15 protein-coding genes, 1 tRNA gene and 1 riboswitch are annotated in these 17737 nt (G+C 74.1%); of the genes, 9 read left to right on the plus strand and 7 right to left on the minus strand.

Translation table 11 applies throughout. From position 1 onward, the window contains the following. Nucleotides 1–112 precede the first annotated feature (112 nt). Entirely contained in the window at nucleotides 113–649 is a 537-nt protein-coding gene (locus RSE42_RS14400; protein WP_051028023.1) for a MarR family winged helix-turn-helix transcriptional regulator, read from the plus strand. A 55-nt stretch (nucleotides 650–704) separates the two neighbouring features. Here RSE42_RS14400 and RSE42_RS14405 read toward each other — a convergent pair whose 3' ends face one another. Then, nucleotides 705–1937, minus strand: a complete 1233-nt coding sequence (locus RSE42_RS14405) for an MFS transporter (protein WP_051028020.1) — start codon at nucleotides 1935–1937, stop codon at nucleotides 705–707. A gap of 95 nt (nucleotides 1938–2032) precedes the next feature. Between RSE42_RS14405 and RSE42_RS14410 the strand changes: the two genes are divergently transcribed. Then, nucleotides 2033–2554, plus strand: a complete 522-nt coding sequence (locus RSE42_RS14410; RefSeq protein WP_415296752.1) for a MarR family winged helix-turn-helix transcriptional regulator — start codon at nucleotides 2033–2035, stop codon at nucleotides 2552–2554. A gap of 21 nt (nucleotides 2555–2575) precedes the next feature. Here the strand turns inward: RSE42_RS14410 and RSE42_RS14415 are convergent, their stop codons facing one another. Then, nucleotides 2576–3421 carry an oxygenase MpaB family protein gene (locus tag RSE42_RS14415; protein ID WP_415296753.1) on the minus strand — a complete coding sequence of 282 codons (846 nt, stop codon included), beginning with the start codon at nucleotides 3419–3421 and terminating at the stop codon, nucleotides 2576–2578. Nucleotides 3422–3541: 120 nt separating this feature from the next. Here RSE42_RS14415 and RSE42_RS14420 point away from each other — a divergent pair, with 120 nt between their 5' ends. The 5 genes from RSE42_RS14420 (at nucleotide 3542) to RSE42_RS14440 (ending at nucleotide 12009) form a co-directional block, all read left to right on the plus strand. Next, nucleotides 3542–4156, plus strand: a complete 615-nt coding sequence (locus tag RSE42_RS14420) for an ArsR/SmtB family transcription factor (protein ID WP_085387470.1) — start codon at nucleotides 3542–3544, stop codon at nucleotides 4154–4156. Continuing rightward, entirely contained in the window at nucleotides 4153–4395 is a 243-nt protein-coding gene (locus RSE42_RS14425) for a hypothetical protein (protein WP_415296755.1), read from the plus strand. Before RSE42_RS14420 ends, RSE42_RS14425 begins: the two co-directional genes overlap by 4 nt. A gap of 230 nt (nucleotides 4396–4625) precedes the next feature. Next, complete coding sequence (locus RSE42_RS14430; RefSeq protein ID WP_415296757.1) at nucleotides 4626–10652, plus strand: Ig-like domain-containing protein; 6027 nt, start codon at nucleotides 4626–4628, stop codon at nucleotides 10650–10652. 86 nt (nucleotides 10653–10738) lie between these two features. Beyond that, complete coding sequence (locus RSE42_RS14435) at nucleotides 10739–11404, plus strand: ClpP family protease (protein ID WP_415296759.1); 666 nt, start codon at nucleotides 10739–10741, stop codon at nucleotides 11402–11404. Further along, nucleotides 11404–12009: a ClpP family protease gene (locus RSE42_RS14440; protein WP_396052522.1), complete on the plus strand. Its 606-nt coding sequence runs from the start codon at nucleotides 11404–11406 to the stop codon at nucleotides 12007–12009. Before RSE42_RS14435 ends, RSE42_RS14440 begins: the two co-directional genes overlap by 1 nt. Nucleotides 12010–12039: 30 nt before the next feature. On the opposite strand, the gene RSE42_RS14445 is transcribed toward RSE42_RS14440, so the two are convergent. From RSE42_RS14445 to RSE42_RS14455, 3 genes are all read right to left on the minus strand, one after another. Continuing rightward, nucleotides 12040–12903, minus strand: a complete 864-nt coding sequence (locus tag RSE42_RS14445) for a DUF6882 domain-containing protein (protein WP_415296761.1) — start codon at nucleotides 12901–12903, stop codon at nucleotides 12040–12042. Between the two features lie 67 nt (nucleotides 12904–12970). Further along, the gene (locus RSE42_RS14450; RefSeq protein ID WP_415296762.1) at nucleotides 12971–13453 is read right to left on the minus strand and encodes a helix-turn-helix domain-containing protein; all 483 of its coding nucleotides are present in this window, start codon (nucleotides 13451–13453) and stop codon (nucleotides 12971–12973) included. 113 nt (nucleotides 13454–13566) lie between these two features. Continuing rightward, a complete protein-coding gene (locus tag RSE42_RS14455) occupies nucleotides 13567–14319 on the minus strand; it encodes a TenA family protein (protein WP_021483086.1) in 753 nt (250 codons plus the stop codon). Next, a riboswitch (TPP riboswitch) is annotated at nucleotides 14310–14438 on the minus strand. (Overlaps the previous gene by 10 nt.) Before the next feature lie 86 nt (nucleotides 14439–14524). On the opposite strand from RSE42_RS14455, the gene RSE42_RS14460 reads away from it, so the two are divergent. Both RSE42_RS14460 and RSE42_RS14465 read left to right on the plus strand, forming a co-directional pair. After that, nucleotides 14525–15451 carry a VOC family protein gene (locus tag RSE42_RS14460; RefSeq protein ID WP_415296765.1) on the plus strand — a complete coding sequence of 309 codons (927 nt, stop codon included), beginning with the start codon at nucleotides 14525–14527 and terminating at the stop codon, nucleotides 15449–15451. Nucleotides 15452–15535: 84 nt separating this feature from the next. After that, nucleotides 15536–15931 (plus strand): VOC family protein, encoded by a 396-nt coding sequence (locus RSE42_RS14465; RefSeq protein WP_415296766.1) that lies wholly within the window; start codon nucleotides 15536–15538, stop codon nucleotides 15929–15931. Between the two features lie 42 nt (nucleotides 15932–15973). Here RSE42_RS14465 and RSE42_RS14470 read toward each other — a convergent pair. After that, a tRNA-Leu gene (locus RSE42_RS14470) sits at nucleotides 15974–16050 on the minus strand. A gap of 152 nt (nucleotides 16051–16202) precedes the next feature. Then, complete coding sequence (locus tag RSE42_RS14475) at nucleotides 16203–17693, minus strand: NAD(P)/FAD-dependent oxidoreductase (RefSeq protein WP_034651900.1); 1491 nt, start codon at nucleotides 17691–17693, stop codon at nucleotides 16203–16205. Nucleotides 17694–17737: the final 44 nt, after the last annotated feature.

Consider the following 17737-nt stretch of genomic DNA (forward strand, 5'->3'; position numbering starts at 1 on the left):
GAGCCTCCAGGGGTTCCAGGTCGGGCGGGAGACGACGTCGGCGTCGCGATTTCGTTAGCGTAACGCGAAGCATCTCGGGATGGTTCCCGCGCCCACCGATAGAGTCGGCGCCGTGACCCACCCCGCCGACGACGAGCGCGCGGCGCTCGCCCGGCGCCTCGAGGACGCCCAGCGCCGGCTCGCCGACCTGCTGCTCGCGCAGCGCCTCGAGCCGCTGCTCCGCACGACCCTGACGGTCCCCCAGCTCCGCGCGCTCGCCGTGCTGCAGCTCGACGGGGAGACGAGCTCGCACCGGCTCGCGGACGTGCTCGGCATCTCCCCCGCGACGCTCTCGGGGATCGTGGACCGGCTCGAGGCGGCGGGCATGGCGTCGCGCCGCCCCGACCCGCAGGACGGTCGCGTGCGCCTCGTCGCCGCGACCCCGCGCGGCGCCGCGGCGGTGCGCCGGCTCGTCGCGCAGGAGGACGAGCCCCTCACGGACCTCCTCGACCGGCTCGACGTCGCCGACCTGCGCGCGCTGACGGCCGGGATCGAGGCCCTCACGCGGGCCGCGGAGTCGGCCGCGGCCGACCCCGACCCGGCGACCAGCGCGCCGTCGGGCACCTCGGGCGACGGCTCGGCCGACGCCGGGACCGACCCGGAGGGCTGAGGGTCCCGGGCCGCGCGGCCCAGGACCCTCTCCCCCCGTCGGTGCCGCCGGCGGCTCAGACCTCGCCGAGCGCCTCCTCGGGCGTCCCCTCGACGGTCCGGGCCGTGCGGTTCCACCGGGACCACAGGACGCGCTCGCCGAGCTCGCCCGCCATCCGGTGCCCGTACGCCACGAACACGACGACGCCGAGCACGAGGATCCCCGCCCCGAGCCAGAACGGCGCGGTCGCGGACACCGGGTGCAGGAGCCCCGCGATGACCGGGGCGGGGGCGGCGAAGCCCCAGCGCACCAGGTTGAACGCGCCGGTGGTCACGCGGCGGTCCGGGTCGCCGAGCGCGAGCGAGAGGTCCGTGAGGTTGGCGTTCGCGATGCCCATGAACACGCCGGCACCGACGAGCACGACGACGGACCAGGCCGTCCCGAGGTCGAGCGCGAGGAGCACGAGCGCGACGAGGACGCCCACGACGGCCACGCCCAGCGTCTGGACGGCGCCGACGCGGTGCGCGAGCCGGTGCCCGACGACGAGGATCCCGACCGCGAGCCCCACGCCCCACGCGGTGAAGACGAGACCGAGCGGCACGACGTCGAGCCCGAGGAACACGGGGGTGTACCCGAGCACGACGAAGAAGCAGAAGTTGTACGCGGCGGTGACCGCGGCGAGCGCGAGGAAGCCGGGCTTGCGGAACAGGCGGAAGACCTGGCCGACGCGCAGCGGCGCGGGCTTCTCGGCGGGGTCCTTGAGGCGCGTCACGGACACGAGCAGCGCCACGAGCATGAAGACGCCGCACACGAAGAAGGGCACGCGCCACGAGATGCCGCCGAGCAGCCCGCCGAGGAGCGGCCCGACGGCGAAGCCGAGGCCGACGCACGTCTCGAAGAGCTCGACGACCCACTCGCGGTCGTTCGCCAGGGAGACGAGGAGGACCATCGCCGTCGCGAAGAACATCGCGTTGCCGAGGCCCCACAGGCCGCGGAGCGCGGCGAGCTGGCCGATGCTCGTGCTCAGCGCCGCGAGCACGGCCGCGACGGCCACCAGGCTGACGCCCGTGGCGAGGATCTTCTTGTAGCCGAAGCGCCCGGTCGCCATGACGGCGGGGATCATGCCGAGCGCCATGACGGCGATGTAGGCGGTGAAGAGGAGCTCGATCTGCCAGGTCGACGCCCCGATCTCCTCGCCGATCACGGGGAGGATCGGGTCGACGACGGCGATGCCGGCGATCGCGAAGAACGCGGTGAGGGCGGTCGCGTAGATGGCGGTGCGGTTCGGTTCGTTGCGTGTGGAGGCCACTCGGTCGCACTTCCTGGTGAGGGAGGCCGCCGCACGAGGGGCGGCGGCGGGAGAAGTACCTGTATCTAGCAGGTAACTATCTGTAGAATACACCCATGACGGTTGCTGAGGGAAACGATCAGCCGCAGGCGGAGGCGCGCGGGGACGCGAGCGCGCAGGACGTGCTGGGCGCGATCGAGCTCGAGGTCGCCCAGCTCCTGCGTCGCGCGGAGCGCACGCGCGCCTCGGGGAGCCCCGGGACGTCGCGCCGGGGCGGCACGCTCGACCGGTCGGGCTACCTGCTGCTCCACACGCTCGGCACCCACGGCCCGCTCCACGTCAACGCGCTCGCCGAGCGCCTCGGCCTCGACGCCTCCACCGTCACCCGCCAGGTGGTCGCGCTCGAACGGGCCGGGCACGTACGCCGGGCCCGGGACCCGCACGACGGCCGGGCGGTCGTCGTCGAGCCCACGGGCACGGGCCTCGACGAGCTCGCCGCCCACCGCGTGGCGCGCACCACGCTCTACGCGGACGTGCTCGGGGACTGGTCGCGCCTCGACCGGGCCCTCCTCGCCGAGCTCCTCGGCCGGCTCAACGACGACCTCGACGCCTACCGTCGGCGCCGCGACGACGCCTGACCCGCCGGGCGAGCCTCGCCGTCAGGCCCCGGGGAGCGCCCACCGCAGCAGCCGCGTGACCGTCTCCCCCGACGGGTGCGCCCACCGCTGGGGCAGTCCCCGCACGCGCGGCATGCCCGCGCGCGCCCAGTCCGGCAGGGACGCCCGCGCGGCCACCGCGAGCCCCGCGTACACCCGACGCACGGCCCACGGCAGCGGCGGCTCGACGAGGAGGAACCGTGCGGCGTCGAGGGCTGCCGGGGTGAGACCGAGCACCGGACGGTACCCGGCGACGGCGTCGTCCAGCTCGCGCACCGTGACCGGCACGTCCTCGACGCCCAGGGCGCGCCCGACCACCGCCGCCTGCGCGACGTACTCGTCGCACCCGGCGGCGTCGAGCGGGCGGTGCCCGAACTCCTGGTGCGCCACGAGGAAGCTCTGCGTCTCGGCGACGTGGACCCAGCGCAGCAGGTCCGGGTCGCTCGCGCGGTAGGGGCGGCCGTCGGGCGCGACGCCGCGGACCCGCTCGTGGACCGCCCGGACCGCCGCCACGGCGCCGGCGGCGTCGTCGGCCGTGCCGAAGGTCGTCGTGGCGATGAACGTCGAGGTCCGCTGGAGGCGCCCCCAGGGGTCCCCCCGGTAGCCCGAGTGCGCGGCGACCCCGGCCATCGCGAGCGGGTGCAGGCTCTGCAGGAGCAGCGCGCGCAGCCCGCCGACGAACATCGACGCGTCGCCGTGCACGCGCTGGACCGCGGACCCCGCCGGGAACCAGCGCGGGCCGGGCGTCTCGTGGATGCGCGCCCGCGTCGCCGTGGCGTCCGGGCCCGCGACGCGCAGGAAGATGGCGCGCTCCGCCGCGCCGCGCACCCGCTCCGCCACCTGCGTCATGCGCTCGATGCTCGCACCTCGCGCACGCTCCCGCTCCCCGCGTGGGCCGTCCGACACATGCCAACATCTCGCTGCAAAGAAAATCTTGCAAAGAGTCGTTTGCATCGCTACGGTCGTCGTATGCCCACCGACAGCGCACCGGCACCCGTCCCGGCCGAACGTCACCCCGCGCTCGGCCCCGCGCAGCTCAAGGCGCTCGCGCACCCGCTGCGGGTGCAGATCCTCGACCTGCTCTCGACGCACGGCGCGCTCACCGCGAGCCGCCTCGCCGACCTCGTGGGCGAGTCCAGCGGGTCCACGAGCTACCACCTGCGCCAGCTCGCGCGGCACGGCTTCGTCCGGGAGGTCGCGGGCCGCGGGACGGCGCGCGAGCGCTGGTGGGAGCGCCCGCCGGGCGGGTTCACCGTCGACGTCCCGCACGACGAGGAGGACGCCGCCGCCACGCTCGCGGGCGCGATGGTGAGCCGCGAGTTCGAGTCCGCGAGGGCGCGCAAGATCCAGGCGTTCCTCGAGCGCTCCCCCGAGCTGCCGACGCGGTGGCTCGACGGCAGCCGTCTGACGACGGCGAGCATGTGGCTCACCGCCGACCAGATGCTCGAGGTCGCGGAGGCGTGGGACGCGTTCGACGCGACGCTCCAGCGGTTCCAGGGCCAGGAGCAGGCGCCCGGCGCGCGGCCCGTGCAGATCCACTTCAACGTCTTCCCGACGATCGACGGCAAGGAGAACCCCTCATGAGCGCGTACTCCCCCACCCTGCCCCGCACGGCCGAGCCCCGTGGCACGGACCGTCTGCTCGTCCTCGTGGGCTCCGCCCTGGCCGACCTCGGCCGCCGCCGCGCGGCCGCCCGGTCCCGGGTGCCGACCGCCCCGCGCGCCGCGGCGGCCGCCGTCCGCCCGGACGACGCGTCGCTGCGCGCGGCCGAGGACCGCACGCGCGACCGGGCCGCGCTGTCCCGTGCGTCCCTTCTGCCCTGATCAGGGGAATATTCCACCCTCCATGGGGACTGCTCCCCATGCCCTGAGCGACCCTGCCTCGGTTACCCTCGTCGGGGCGTTCTGCGGGCAGTCTGCGGGCACCGGAGCACCCGTTCCCCTCGTCACCGCCGCTCGGCGGGACCGGGCGGACGTGTGCCCCGCCCAGGCACAGAGGAGCACAGGTGGGTCTTCTCACGACCATCCGCGAGCATCGTCGTACCGTCGCGTCGGTGAGCACCGTGTCGGTGTTCTCGACGGCGCTGGTGGGGATGGCGCTGCTCTACGAGGGCGAGGCCACGGCGGACGTGGACCTCAACGACTCGGGCGTGTGGGTGACGAAGACGTCGGCCGGCCTGGTGGGGCGGTTCAACTACGAGTCCCAGGCGATGGACGGCACGCTCAACGCGGGCAGCGCGTCGTTCGACGTGCAGCAGGACGCGGGCCGCGTCCTCCTCGACGACCAGGGGACGAGCACGTCGTCCCCCGTGGACGTCGCCCACCTCAAGCTCACCGGGCAGATCCGCCTGCCGGCCGGGGCGCAGGTCGCCTCCGGCGGCGCGACGACCGCGATCCTCGACGGCGAGGAGGGCCTGCTGTGGGTCCTGCCGTTCGACGGCGCCACCTCGTTCGACGCCGAGAAGCTCGACCCGACGGCCGAGGTCGGCGGTGACGGCGCGCTGACGGTGTCCGAGGACGGGACGGTCTTCGCCGCGATCCCCTCGACCGGGGCCCTGTGGACCGTCGAGACCACGAGCAAGGGCGCCGTCCTCGGCGACCCGACGTCGACGTCCCTCCCGGTCGGGAAGGGCGCCGAGGTCGAGGTGACGGCCGTCGGTGACGAGCCCGTCGTCCTCGACCGCTCCGCCTCGCAGCTCGTGCTGCCCGGCGGCCGGACCGTCGCGGTCGAGGGCGCGGAGCAGGCGCGGCTCCAGCAGCCGTCCGCCGGGTCGGGCGACGTCGTCGTCGCGACGACCGACGCGCTCGTAACCCAGCCCCTGAAGGGCGGCGACGCCCAGCGCCGCGCCGCCCAGGGCGTCCCGGCCGCCCCGGTGCGCCTCGGGTCGTGCACGTACGGGGCGTGGGCCTCGACCGGCCAGGTGATCCGCGACTGCGAGGGCACCGACCGCGACGTCGACGAGCGCCTCGAAGGGCTCGACCCCCAGACCCGCCTGGAGTACCGGGTGAACCGGCAGGTCATCGTGCTCAACGACCTGTCGGCGGGGACGTTGTGGATGGCGGCGGACGAGTACCAGAAGGTCGACGACTGGGACGTCCAGATGCCCGAGGAGGCCGAGGGCGAGGAGGCCGACGCGGAGCTGACGAACCCCGAGCAGGTGGACCAGTTCATCGCGGACCGGTCCCAGCCGAACCGGCCGCCGCAGCCCAAGGACGACGCGTTCGGGGTGCGTCCGGGGCGCACGACGATCCTGCCGGTGCTGGGCAACGACGTGGACCCGGACGGGGACGTGATGACGGCGTCGCTCGTCGGGGACTCGCCGTCGAACGCGACCGTGCAGACCATCATGGGCGGCGCCGCGCTCCAGGCCGTGGTCCCCGAGGACGCCGAGGGCACCGGGTCGTTCCGGTACTCCGTGTCCGACGGCCGCGGCGGCGTCGCCGAGGCGGGCGTCACCCTCAAGGTGTCCCCCTGGGGCGAGAACGCTCCCCCCGAGCAGACCGGCGACCCGGTCCTGCGCGTCGCCCAGGGCGGCGCCGCGACGATCAAGGTGCTGCCCTTCTTCAAGGACCCGGACGGCGACGACCTGTACCTCGCCTCGGCGGCCGCGACGGTCGCGGGCGACGACGTGCGCTCGCGCCCCGACGGCACGGTCGAGCTGCGCGACGGCGGCGGCTCGACCGGGCGCAAGATCGTGACCCTGCTCGTCTCCGACGGCGAGCTGTCCTTCGAGGGCAAGCTGCTGGTCGACGTGGTGCCCGGTCCGCAGCCGCCGGTCGCGGTGAGCGACCACGTGGTGGTCCCGGCGGGGCAGCCGGTGACGGTGGAGCCGTTGCGCAACGACACCGACCCGAACGGGGACGAGCTGCGCCTGGCGTCGGTCTCGGAGTCCGCCCCGGCGCAGATCACGCCGAACTACGACGCGGGGACGTTCACGTTCCTCTCGATGGAGCCGCGCTCCTACGACCTGACGTACCAGGTGACCGACGGCCCGAACGCGACCACGGGCCTCGTCCGGGTCGACGTCCTGCCGCCGTCCGAGGCCGAGGGCGCGCCCGTCGTCGTCACCGACACCGCGCTCCTCCCGGCGGGCGGGTCCACGCTCGTGGACGTCCTCGCCAACGACACGGACCCCGCGGGCGGCGTGCTCGTCGTGCAGTCCGTGCGCGTGCCCGCCGACGCCGGGGTGTCGGTCGCGATCCTGGCCCACCAGATGCTGCGGGTGACCGAGATCCGGCGCCTGGACGCGCCGGTGACGGTGGAGTACACGGCCTCCAACGGCACCGAGACCGCGACCGGCCAGGTGCGGGTCGTGCCGGTGCCGACGCCGACGCGGCTGCAGCCGCCGAACGCGGTCGCGGACGAGGTGACGGTGCACGCGGGCGACGTGGTGACGGTCCCGGTGCTGAAGAACGACACGCACCCGGACGGGTTGGAGCTGTTCCTGCAGCCCGAGCTGGAGCAGGACGTGGACCCCGCGCTGGGCGAGGCGTTCGTGTCGGAGGACACGCTGCGGTTCAAGGCGGGCTCGGAGGCGGGCACGGCGTACGCGATCTACCGGGTGCGGGACGTCAACGGGCAGGAGGACTCGGCCCAGGTCACGATCCGGATCCGCGACGGCGAGGACAACGCCCCGCCGCAGCCGCGCGAGATCGAGGCCCGGGTGCTGTCCGGGTCCAGCGTGCGCATCGCGGTCCCGCTGGACGGCATCGACCCCGACGGCGACTCCGTCCAGGTCACCGGCATCGCCACCCCCGCGGGCAAGGGCACCGCCCGGGTCGTGGACGGGATGATCGAGTACGCGGCGTCGAAGAACGCGACCGGGGCGGACACGTTCACGTACTCCGTGCTCGACGCGCGCGGCGCCACCGCCACGGGCACGGTCAACGTCGGCATCGCCCGTCCCGCGGACACCAACCAGTCGCCGGTCGCGGTGGACGACGAGGTGACGGTGCGCCCGGGGCGCACGGTCTCGGTCGCGGCGCTGGCCAACGACACCGACCCCGACGGGGACCAGGTCGGGCTGGTCCCGGGCGGGATCGAGGACACCCACGACCTGGACGCCGAGGTCGTGGCCGACCGCATCGTGCTGACCTCGCCCGACCAGGACGGCTCGTACACGTTCTACTACCAGATCCAGGACACCTACGGCGCCCGCGCGACCGGCGCGGTCACCGTGAACGTCTCGGCGAACGCGCCCCTGCTGCCCCCGGTCGCGCGCGACGACACCGTGCCCGTGGAGGACATCCTGGGCAAGACCGAGGTCACCGTCCCCGTCCTGGACAACGACGAGGACCCCGACGGCGCCGCGAGCGAGCTCACCGTCACCACCGACGCGAGCACCGCGAGCGTCACCCCCGACGGCGAGCTCACCGTCACCCTCACCGAGGGCCGCCAGGTCATCACCTACACCGCGACCGACATCGACGGCCTGACCGCCAAGGCCTTCGTCAAGGTCCCCGGCCTCACCGACCAGGCCCCGACCCTCCGTCCCGGCATCACGCCCCTGGAGGTCGTGAGCGGCGAGCCGCTGCCCATCGACATCACGGACTACGTCCTGGTCGTCGAGGGCAAGACTCCCCGGCTCACCACGGAGGAGAAGGTCACCGCGCTCGAGGGCACGCGCGAGGTCCTCTCGACCACGGAGATCACCTACACGTCCGCGCCGGACTACGTCGGTCCCGCCGCCGTGACCTTCGAGGTCACCGACGGCTCCGGTCCCGACGACCCCGACGGCCACACCGCGCTGCTCACGCTGCCGATCAGCGTCGTGCCGCCGGAGAACCTGCCGCCGGAGCTGTCGACCCCGACGCTCGACGTCGCGGCGGGCGAGGAGGCCTCGATCGACCTCGCGCGCTTCGCGACCGACCCCGACGGCGACCCCCTGACCTTCAAGGCCACCGGCCAGGCCCAGGGCGTGACCGTGACCGTCGAGGGCACCACGCTGCGCGCCCAGGCGACCCCGGACGTGCCCAAGGGCTCGGTCGTGCAGGTCCCGATCACCGTCACCGACGGCGAGCACCCCCCGGTCGAGGGCGCCGCGACCCTGACCGTCGTGGCCTCGACCCGGCCCCTGGCGCGCGCCAACCCCGACACCGTCGACGACGCCCACCAGGGCAAGGCCACCACCGTGCCCGTCCTCGCCAACGACTCCAACCCCTTCCCCGACACCCCGCTGGAGATCGTCGGCGCGAGCGTCGAGACGGGCAGCGGCGACGTGTCGTACAGCGGGGGCGACGTCGTCGTGACGCCCGCCGACTCGTTCGTGGGCGTCATGGTGGTCGTCTACCGGATCCAGGACGCGACGAAGGACCCCGACCGCATGGTCGAGGGCCGCGTCCAGCTCAAGGTGCTGGGCAAGCCCGAGGCGCCCGCGACCCCGCAGGTCGTCGAGATCCGCTCCAAGACCGTCGTGCTCACCTGGGACCCGCCGAACAACAACGGCGCAGACATCACCGGCTACACCGTGCGCTCCCAGAACGGCTACGAGAAGGCCTGCGGCACCACCACCTGCACCCTGGACGGCCTGACCAACAACGTCGAGTACACCTTCACCGTCTACGCGACCAACGCCGTCGGCGACGGACCCGCCTCCCCGGCCTCCGCCGTCGCCCGACCCGACGAGAAGCCCGACCCGCCCGCCGCACCCACCCTCGAGTTCGGCGACAAGTCCCTCACGGTCACCTGGACCAACAAGACCTACACCGACCGCTCGCCGATCGAGACGGTCGACCTCGAGATCTCCCCGGCGCCGAAGGGCGGCGCCGTCCAGGTCACGGCGCTCTCGGGCACCCAGTACGTGTGGAACGGGCTCGAGAACGGCACCGCGTACAGCGTCCGCGTCCGGGCGAACAACCTCGCCCCCGACCCCTCGGACTGGGGCGAGTACTCGGCCGAGGAGATCCCGGCGGGCCTGCCGGACGTCCCGGAGACGCCGAGCGCGGTCCGCGCCGCGGACTCGCCGCTCAACGGCGGCTCGATCGACGTGTCGTGGAAGGCGCCGTTCGAGAACGGCGACGCGATCAAGGGCTACACCCTGCAGCGGTACAAGAACGGCTCCCGCGACGGCGCCGCGCTCTCCCTCACCGCGACGAGCCACAAGGCGACGGGCCTCGACAACGAGTCGTCGTACACGTTCACGGTGACGGCCGAGAACAAGGCGGGCCGGACGGCGGAGAGCGCGGCGTCCGCGGCCGTGGTCCCCTACGGTCGCCCCGAGGCTCCGCCCCGGCCGAGCGTGCAGAACGTCGGCGGCGGCGGGCAGGACAGCGGCATCCCGCGCGTGTCCTGGGGTGCCGCCGACGCGAACGGCAGCCCGATCACGAAGTACACCGTCACGGCGTCGCCCGGGGGCGCGAAGAAGGACGTCGACGGCACGTCCGTCGACTTCACGGGCCTCCCCGCCGGGAACTACACGTTCACCGTCACCGCGACGAACAAGGGCGGCACGTCCACGTCGAGCCCGGCGTCCGGGTCGATCAGCGCGTACGGCAAGCCCAGCGAGCCGGGCGTGTCCGTGTCCCGACTGAGCGCGACCTCGGGCCGCTTCTCGATCTCCGCGCCCTCGTCGAACGGCGGCAACGGCGTCTCGCGCTACAACTGGCAGATCGAGGGCGGGTCCAGCGGCTCGGGGCAGACGGTCGACGTCGGGAACGACTACGACCAGACGTTCCGCCTCCGGGCGCAGGCGTGCAACGCCGCCGGGTGCGGGCCGTGGAGCGGCTGGGCGACGCACCGCACCGACCCTCGCCCGGTCCCGCCGACCATCTGGGTCACGCGTGGGCCCGGGAAGGCCACCGGCTCGTGGGGCGACTGCCAGAACACCAGCGTCTGCACGGTCTTCCGCGTCAACGCGAACGCGACGTTCCCCTCCGGCACCTACACCTTCGCGTGCTACTACGACGGGAACCGCATCGGCAGCTTCACGTGGACCGAGCACCTCAGCGCGGGCGGCTACGTCGACCTCGGGTGCATCCTGGGCAACCCGTACGGCACGCGGGCCACGGCCAAGGTCTACGTGACGATCAGCCCTGCACCGAGCGGCATCGTGGTCGAGCACCGGGACTGGCCCATCAGATAGCCCGGCGACGGCCGATCTGCCGTCGGCGAATGTGCCGACGGCAGATCGGCCTCCTCATGGGGCCCGGCCGGGCGCAGGGTGGTCGCATGACCACGCACCTGACCGGCCGACCCGCCGTCGGCGACCACCACCGGACCCCGCGCGCGGAGGCCGCCGCCCCGGCGGCCTCGTCGTTCGACGACCAGCTCACGACGCGCCTGCTCCACCAGCGCATCGTCGTCCTCGGCACGGCCGTGGACGACGCCGTCGCGAACCGCCTGTGCGCCCAGCTCCTCCTGCTCTCGGCGGAGGACCCGCGCGCGGACGTCGCGCTCTACGTCAACTCCCCCGGCGGCTCGGTGAGCGCCGGGCTCGCCATCTACGACACGATGCGGCTCATCCCCAACGACGTGTCGACGGTCGCGATGGGCTTCGCCGCGAGCATGGGCCAGTTCCTCCTGTGCGCGGGGACGCCGGGCAAGCGGTTCGCGCTGCCGCACGCGCGGATCATGATGCACCAGCCGTCGGCCGGGATCGGGGGCACCGCCGTCGACATCGCGATCCAGGCGGAGAACCTCGTCTACACCAAGGGGCTCATGCACCGGCTGCTCGCGGAGAGCACCGGGCAGTCCGTCGAGACCATCGCCGACGACTCCGACCGCGACCGCTGGTTCACCGCGCAGCAGGCGCTCGAGTACGGGATGGTCGACCGGATCGTCGAGAGCCTCGACGACGTCCGCCCCGCTCGCGCGGCCCGGAAGGTGGGTCTGTGATGGCGAGCTACACGATCCCGACCGTGGTCGAGCGCACGCCGCTGGGCGAGCGCGCGTTCGACGTCTTCTCCCGCCTGCTGTCCGAGCGCATCGTGTTCCTCGGCACGGAGATCGACGACGGCGTCGCGAACGTCGTCATGGCGCAGCTCCTGCACCTGGAGTCGGACGCCCCGGACCAGGAGATCGGGCTGTACATCAACTCCCCGGGCGGCTCCGCGACCGCGCTCATGGCGATCTACGACACGATGCAGTTCGTCCGCTGCGACGTCTCGACCATCTGCATGGGTCAGGCGGCCTCGGCCGCGGCCGTCCTGCTCTCGGCGGGCACGCCCGGCAAGCGGTTCGTGCTGGAGCACTCGCGCGTCCTGCTGCACCAGCCGTCGGGCGGCGGGGAGGGCACGATCTCGGACCTGTCGATCCAGGCCGAGGAGATCCTCCGGATCCGGTCCGAGACGGAGGAGGTGCTGGCGCGGCACACGGGCCAGACCGTCGAGCGCCTGCGCGCAGACACCGACCGCGACCTGGTGCTCACCGCGCGCCAGGCCGTGGAGTACGGCGTCGCGGACGCCGTCGTCACCTCGCGCAAGCTCGCCGCGGCGGCGTGACGCCCGACCGCGGGGGTGACCCGGGCGTCGTCAGCCGCGTCGTCGGAACCACGACCGGCGGCGCGGCTCGGTGGTCGTCTCCGCGGGCGACGGCTCGGGCACGGCCGGTTCCGACGCCGCGGCCTCGGGCTCCACCGCTGCGGCCTCGGGCTCGACGGCCAGGGGCGCGGCGGCCTCGGGCGCGGCGATCCGCCCGGACGACGCGGAGATGCCCGCGATCCGTCCGCGCTCGTCGAACCGCACGGTCACGGTGCCGTCGGGCACGTCCAGCACGACGGCGCCGGTCCCGTCCTCGACGGCCGGCAGGCCGCGCGCGCTCGCGTAGGACGTGACGGCGCGCCGGTGGTCGACGACCGTGACGGACAGCAGCCCCTCGCTCAGCGTGCGCACGACGCGCGGCACGCTCGGGGCGGGCAGGGCGAGGTCGGCGTCGTCCAGGAGGAACCACGCCCGCGTGCCGCCGCCGACGGGGGCGCTGTAGTGGGCGAACGAGCCGGTCACGGCCTTGGCCGCGAGCGCGAGCCGGTGGGCGAGGTCGTCGGCGAGCGGGAGCTCCGGCTCGGCGGCCTCGCGCAGCCCGGTCCGGCGCGTGCTCTCGGCGGCGGTGAGCACGGCGTCGGGGAAGCCGTTGACGTTCTGCCACGCCCACATCCACGTGCCCGGCCCGGGCGCGGCCGTGCCGAGGAACTGGAGGTGGCACGTCGCGGTCCCGCCGTCGGGCGCGGTGAAGGTGAAGACCCCGGTGGTCAGGTCCGCGGCCCAGGCGTCGTCGCCGTGGAGGTCCGTCAGGTGGAGCTGGTGCTCGTGGGAGAGGAACGCGGCGTCGTCGACGAGGTCCTGGAGGGCCGGGACGTCCTGGGCTGCCGTGCCGTGCGCGGTCTGCGGCTCCGTCATGGACCGACGGTAGCGGCGCGCACGGCGCCCGGCCCCCGCACGACACGCGGTGCGACGGGACCGCCGCTCAGGCCGCGAGGAGCAGGACGTCGCCGGCGCGCGCCGTCGGACGTCGGAGCGTCTCGGCGACGGGGAGGTCCCGCACGGGCTCGCCCACCGGGGCGACCTGCCGTGGCGCGGAGAGGGCACCGCGCTCTCGCGCGGAGGACAGCACGCGGACGGGCGCGAGCGGCCGGAGCTCCTCGCCCGTGCGGGCGACGAGGTCGACGAGCCGCAGGCCGAGGGCGCCGCACACGGCGGCGAGGACCTCGGACGACGCCTCCTTGCGCCCGCGCTCCACCTCGGACAGGTAGGCGGTGGAGACGCGCGCGGCGGCCGCGACGTCGACGAGCGTGCGCCCCTGCGCGAGCCGCGCCCGCCGCAGGATCCCCCCGATGACGTGGCGCAGGAGGGGCTCCGCCCGTCCGCCCGCCCGGGAGCGAGGGCTCGGCGTCACCCCGTCCGGCACCACGTCCGGCAGCGTGCCCGGCACCGCGCTCGTCGCGTCCATGCGTTCACGCTACCCGCGGCCCACCCGGGTGCCGAGGCGCCCGGGTGGGTATCTGCTGCTGGCGTAAGGCCGGGCGCACGACGCGACGCCGGCCGCGCGCCCGGCCGGACGGGTCACCAGCGCTCGAGCGACCAGGCCATCTGCCAGAAGCGGATCTCGTGGCGGCAGCTCAGCTCGAACGCGCGCTCCATGCGCGCGCGCTCCGCCTCGCCCGCGTCCGCGGCGAGCGCGTCGAGGCGTGCGCGCAGGTCCGTGAGGACGTCCTCGGTGCGCTCGGCCGCGTAGAACTGCCACCAGCCCGCGAGCGGGTGGTCGTCGCCGAGGGCGCCGGGCGTCGTCTCGCGCTCGCCGAGCCAGAAGCGCCGCGCGGACCAGATGTAGGTCCACGGGCACGGCAGCAGCGCGGCGAGCAGCACGCCGAGCGAGTCGCGGCCGGCCGCCGTCATGTGGTCGACGTAGGCCTGCGCGCTCGGCGCGAGGCGGTGCGTCTGCGCCTCCTCGTACGTCACGCCGAGGAAGTCGCACATCGCGTGGTGCGCGTGCGACTCGTCGTCGAGGAGGAAGCCGGCCTTGTCGTGGAAGTAGGCCGCCCACGACCGGTCGGGCGCGAGGGCCATGCCGAGGCCGTAGCAGCGCAGGTAGGCCGTGAGGTACTGGTGGTCCTGGCCCACGTAGTGGCGGACCGCGGCGGGCTCGACGGAGCCGTCGCGCAGCCCTGCCAGGAAGGGGTGGTCGTAGAACGTCTCGAAGAGGTCCGCGTACCGGCGGGCGAGGTCGGCGGTGAAGCCGGTCTCCTCCTGCCGGACGAGCGCGGTCGGGTCGTCCGCGAGGACAGGGTTCAGGGTGATGGCAGCAGGCGTCGTCATGCCCACGTTCCTCCGCTCGTGCTAGCGAGATCAGGTTCGACGGGTCCGGGCGGCCGTACCGCTCGTCTCAGTCCCTCGGCCCGGGCCGTGGCCCGGGCGGGACGCCCCGCGTGGTTCGCGCCGACCCTAGCAAGGACGGCGCCGGTGCGGGAGCCCTCGCCACGGTGTGGGAATATAGTTGTAGCGACAACAAGTTGGAGCAGACATGACCACGAGCACGCCGGGCGCGCCGACCGACCGCCTCCTGTCCCCGTCCACGAGCATGGACGCCGTCACGCTGCGCGTGGGCGACCTCGAGCTCATGACCTCGTACTACACGGGCGCGTTCGCCCTCGCCCCGCTCGAGGAGCGGTCTCGCGGCGCCGAGGTGCACCGCGTGCTGGGCCGCGGCCGCACGCCCATGCTGCGCCTCGTGCACACGCCCGGGCTCCCGCCCGTCGACCCGCGCCAGGCCGGCCTGTTCCACACGGCCTTCCTGTTCGACGACGGCCCGAGCCTCGCCGCGACCGTCTACCGCGCCGCGCAGGACCGCCGCGGCACCTTCGTCGGGTCGAGCGACCACCTCGTCAGCGAGGCGTTCTACTTCACCGACCCCGAGGGCAACGGCGTCGAGCTCTACACCGACCGCCCCCGCGAGACGTGGGTGCGCGAGCACGGCCAGATCCTCATGACGACGACGTTCCTCGACCCGAACGCCTACCTGCGCACGCACCTCGACCAGGAGACGTTCGACGCCGGCCCCTCGCTCGCGGGCCGCGTCGGTCACGTGCACCTGCAGGTGGGCGACGTCGCGACCGCCCACGCCTTCTACGTCGACACCGTCGGCTTCGAGGCGACGCTCACCGGGTACAGCGGGGCGCTCTTCGCGTCCGCGGGCGGGTACCACCACCACGTCGCGATGAACGTGTGGAACAGCGCGGGCGCCGGGCCCCGCGCCGCGAGCCTCGGGCTCGGCGACGTCGCCGTCACGGTGCCGGGCCGCGAGGACCTCGACGCGCTCGTCGCGCGCCTCCGCGCCCGCGGGCTGGAGCACGCGGACGACGGCCGCTCCGTCGTCGTGCACGACCCGTGGGGCACGCGCGTGACGCTGTCCGTCCCCGGCACCACGACCGAGGAGCTGCTGGCGCGCTGAGGCGCGGCGCCCCGGGCACGGAGCGCGCGCCCGGGGCACGAGGCGCACGATGGGAGGACCCGCCGAGCGCACCGAGGAGCGACCGTGTTCCGCAGCCTCTTCCCCGTCCTCACCGTGGCCGACCTCGACCGGTCCCTCGGCTTCTACCGCGACCTGCTGCGCGGGACCGTCGAGTACGCGTTCCCCGACGACGGCCCGCCCGTCTACGTGAGCGTGCGCGTGGGCGGGTCACCGCTCGGGCTCGGGCAGGGCGACCCGCCTCCGGCGGACACCCGCGTCGTGCTGTGGGTGTACGTCGACGACTGCGACCGCGCCGTCGAGCACCTCGCGGCCACGGGCGTGCCCGTCCTGAAGCCGCCCGCGGACCAGCCGTGGGGCGAGCGCGTCGCGCGCGTGCAGGACCCGGACGGCACCGTCGTGATCCTCGGCCAGGAGGCCGCTCCCCCGGCCGAGCCGGAGGGCCCGACGGGGCTGTCCTAGCCCGGGGAGCCCTGGCGCCTCGGAGCCGACCGCCCGTCGGCATGGTGCCCCCACCGGGACTCGAACCCGGAACACGCCGGGTTTAAGCCGGCCGCCTCTGCCAGTTGGGCCATGGGGGCGCGGGCCGAATCTACCGCGCGCGCGGGGCTCCCCGGGCCCGTCGGCACGACGGGCGCCCGCTCGGGACCCGGACGCGACGAGGGGCGAGCCGCACGCGCGGCTCGCCCCTCTGCGTCGGGCACGACGGCCGGGCCGGGGCCCGGCCGCGACCTCAGGAGGCCTTCGCCGCCGGCGTCCGGTCGTCGGCGTCGACGGTGCCCGCACCGGACTCCGCCGCGGCCGCCGAGCCCTGCGCGGTCTGCTTGACCGGGTCGCCGTCCTTCTTGGGCGGGACGGACGCGGCGCGGAACTCCGCGCGCGGGTCGTGCAGCGAGCCGAGCGACACGAGCTCGCGGCCCATGAGGAACTGGCCGATCCAGCCGATGAAGATGCGGATCTTGCGGTTCCCCGTCGGCATCGCCATGACGTGGTAGCTGCGGTGCATGAGCCACGCGAGCGTCCCGCGGAGCTTGAACACGCCGAACAGCTCCGCGACGCCCTTGTACAGGCCGAGCGACGCGACCGTACCGACGCTCTTGTGGCGGTACTCGACCGGCGGCTCGCTGTGCAGCTCGAGCGCGAGGTTGTCGGCGAGGCGCGTGGCCTCGCGGATGGCGTGCTGCGCGTTCGGCGGGCAGAACTTGCCCGGGTTCAGCACGTCCGGGACGGCGGCGCAGTCGCCCGCGGCCCACGCGTTCGGCACGACGTTGCCGTCGGCGTCCGCGACCTGGAGCGTCGGCAGCACCGTGATGCGGCCCAGCTTGTCGACCGGGAGGTCGGACGACTCCTTGAGGACCGGGTTCGCCTTGACGCCCGCGGTCCACACGATCGTGTCGGAGTCGAACTCGACCCCGGTCGACGTGACGACGTGGCCGTCCACGCACGACGACAGGAACGTGCTGAGGTGGAACTCGATGCCGCGCTTCTTCAGCTCGTCGAGCGCGTACTGCGCCATGGGCTCGCTGAGCTCGGGCAGGATGCGGCCCGCGCCCTCGATCATGACGAAGCGGAGGTCCTTCTCCTCGATCGTCGCGTAGTTGCGCGTCGCGTAGCGGGCCATGTCCTCGATCTCGGCCAGCGCCTCGATGCCCGCGAACCCGCCGCCGACGAACGTGAACGTCAGCATGCGGCGACGCAGCTTCTCGTCCCACGTGGACGACGCGACGTCCATGCGGTTGAGCACGTGGTTGCGGACCGCGATGGCCTCCTCCACGTTCTTGAAGCCGATCGCGTTCTCCGCCAGGCCCGGGATGGGCAGCGTGCGCGACACCGAGCCGAGGCCGACGATCAGGTGGTCGTACGTGACCGAGTAGTCGTCGCCCTCCTCCGGGTGGATCGTCACGCGGCGGTCCGTGTGGTCGATCGCGACGACCTTGCCCTGGAGCACGTCGACGCCCTTGAGCGCACGGCGGTGCGGCGCGACGACGTCGCGGCCGTCGATCGAGCCCGCGGCCGCCTCGGGGAGGAACGGCGCGTACGTCATGTACGGGCGCGGGTCGACGACGACGATCGCCGCCTCGCGGCGACCGAGCTTCTTGCGCAGCCGGCGGGCGGCGTACAGACCCACGGAGCCGCCGCCGAGGACGACGACGCGGGGCACCTTGCGGGGCCGCGGCGAAGCGGTCTGGGCACGGCTGACCGAGGTCAGGTCATTCTGAGGCATGGTTCCAGAGTATTACCGGTTGCGGCACAGGCGAGCCGGAGCGT

Source organism: Cellulosimicrobium sp. SJTW-1 (assembly GCF_047716875.1).
Lineage (GTDB): Bacteria > Actinomycetota > Actinomycetes > Actinomycetales > Cellulomonadaceae > Cellulosimicrobium > Cellulosimicrobium funkei.

Coding starts and splice junctions, on each gene's coding strand:
- RSE42_RS14425 (WP_415296755.1), top strand. CDS start 4,153: ATGAGCGCGTACTCCCCCACCCTGCCCCGCACGGCCGAGCCCCGTGGC.
- RSE42_RS14450 (WP_415296762.1), bottom strand. CDS start 13,453: ATGGACGCGACGAGCGCGGTGCCGGGCACGCTGCCGGACGTGGTGCCG.
- RSE42_RS14420 (WP_085387470.1), top strand. CDS start 3,542: ATGCCCACCGACAGCGCACCGGCACCCGTCCCGGCCGAACGTCACCCC.
- RSE42_RS14445 (WP_415296761.1), bottom strand. CDS start 12,903: ATGACGGAGCCGCAGACCGCGCACGGCACGGCAGCCCAGGACGTCCCG.
- RSE42_RS14435 (WP_415296759.1), top strand. CDS start 10,739: ATGACCACGCACCTGACCGGCCGACCCGCCGTCGGCGACCACCACCGG.
- RSE42_RS14460 (WP_415296765.1), top strand. CDS start 14,525: ATGACCACGAGCACGCCGGGCGCGCCGACCGACCGCCTCCTGTCCCCG.
- RSE42_RS14440 (WP_396052522.1), top strand. CDS start 11,404: ATGGCGAGCTACACGATCCCGACCGTGGTCGAGCGCACGCCGCTGGGC.
- RSE42_RS14410 (WP_415296752.1), top strand. CDS start 2,033: ATGACGGTTGCTGAGGGAAACGATCAGCCGCAGGCGGAGGCGCGCGGG.
- RSE42_RS14475 (WP_034651900.1), bottom strand. CDS start 17,693: ATGCCTCAGAATGACCTGACCTCGGTCAGCCGTGCCCAGACCGCTTCG.
- RSE42_RS14415 (WP_415296753.1), bottom strand. CDS start 3,421: ATGACGCAGGTGGCGGAGCGGGTGCGCGGCGCGGCGGAGCGCGCCATC.
- RSE42_RS14455 (WP_021483086.1), bottom strand. CDS start 14,319: ATGACGACGCCTGCTGCCATCACCCTGAACCCTGTCCTCGCGGACGAC.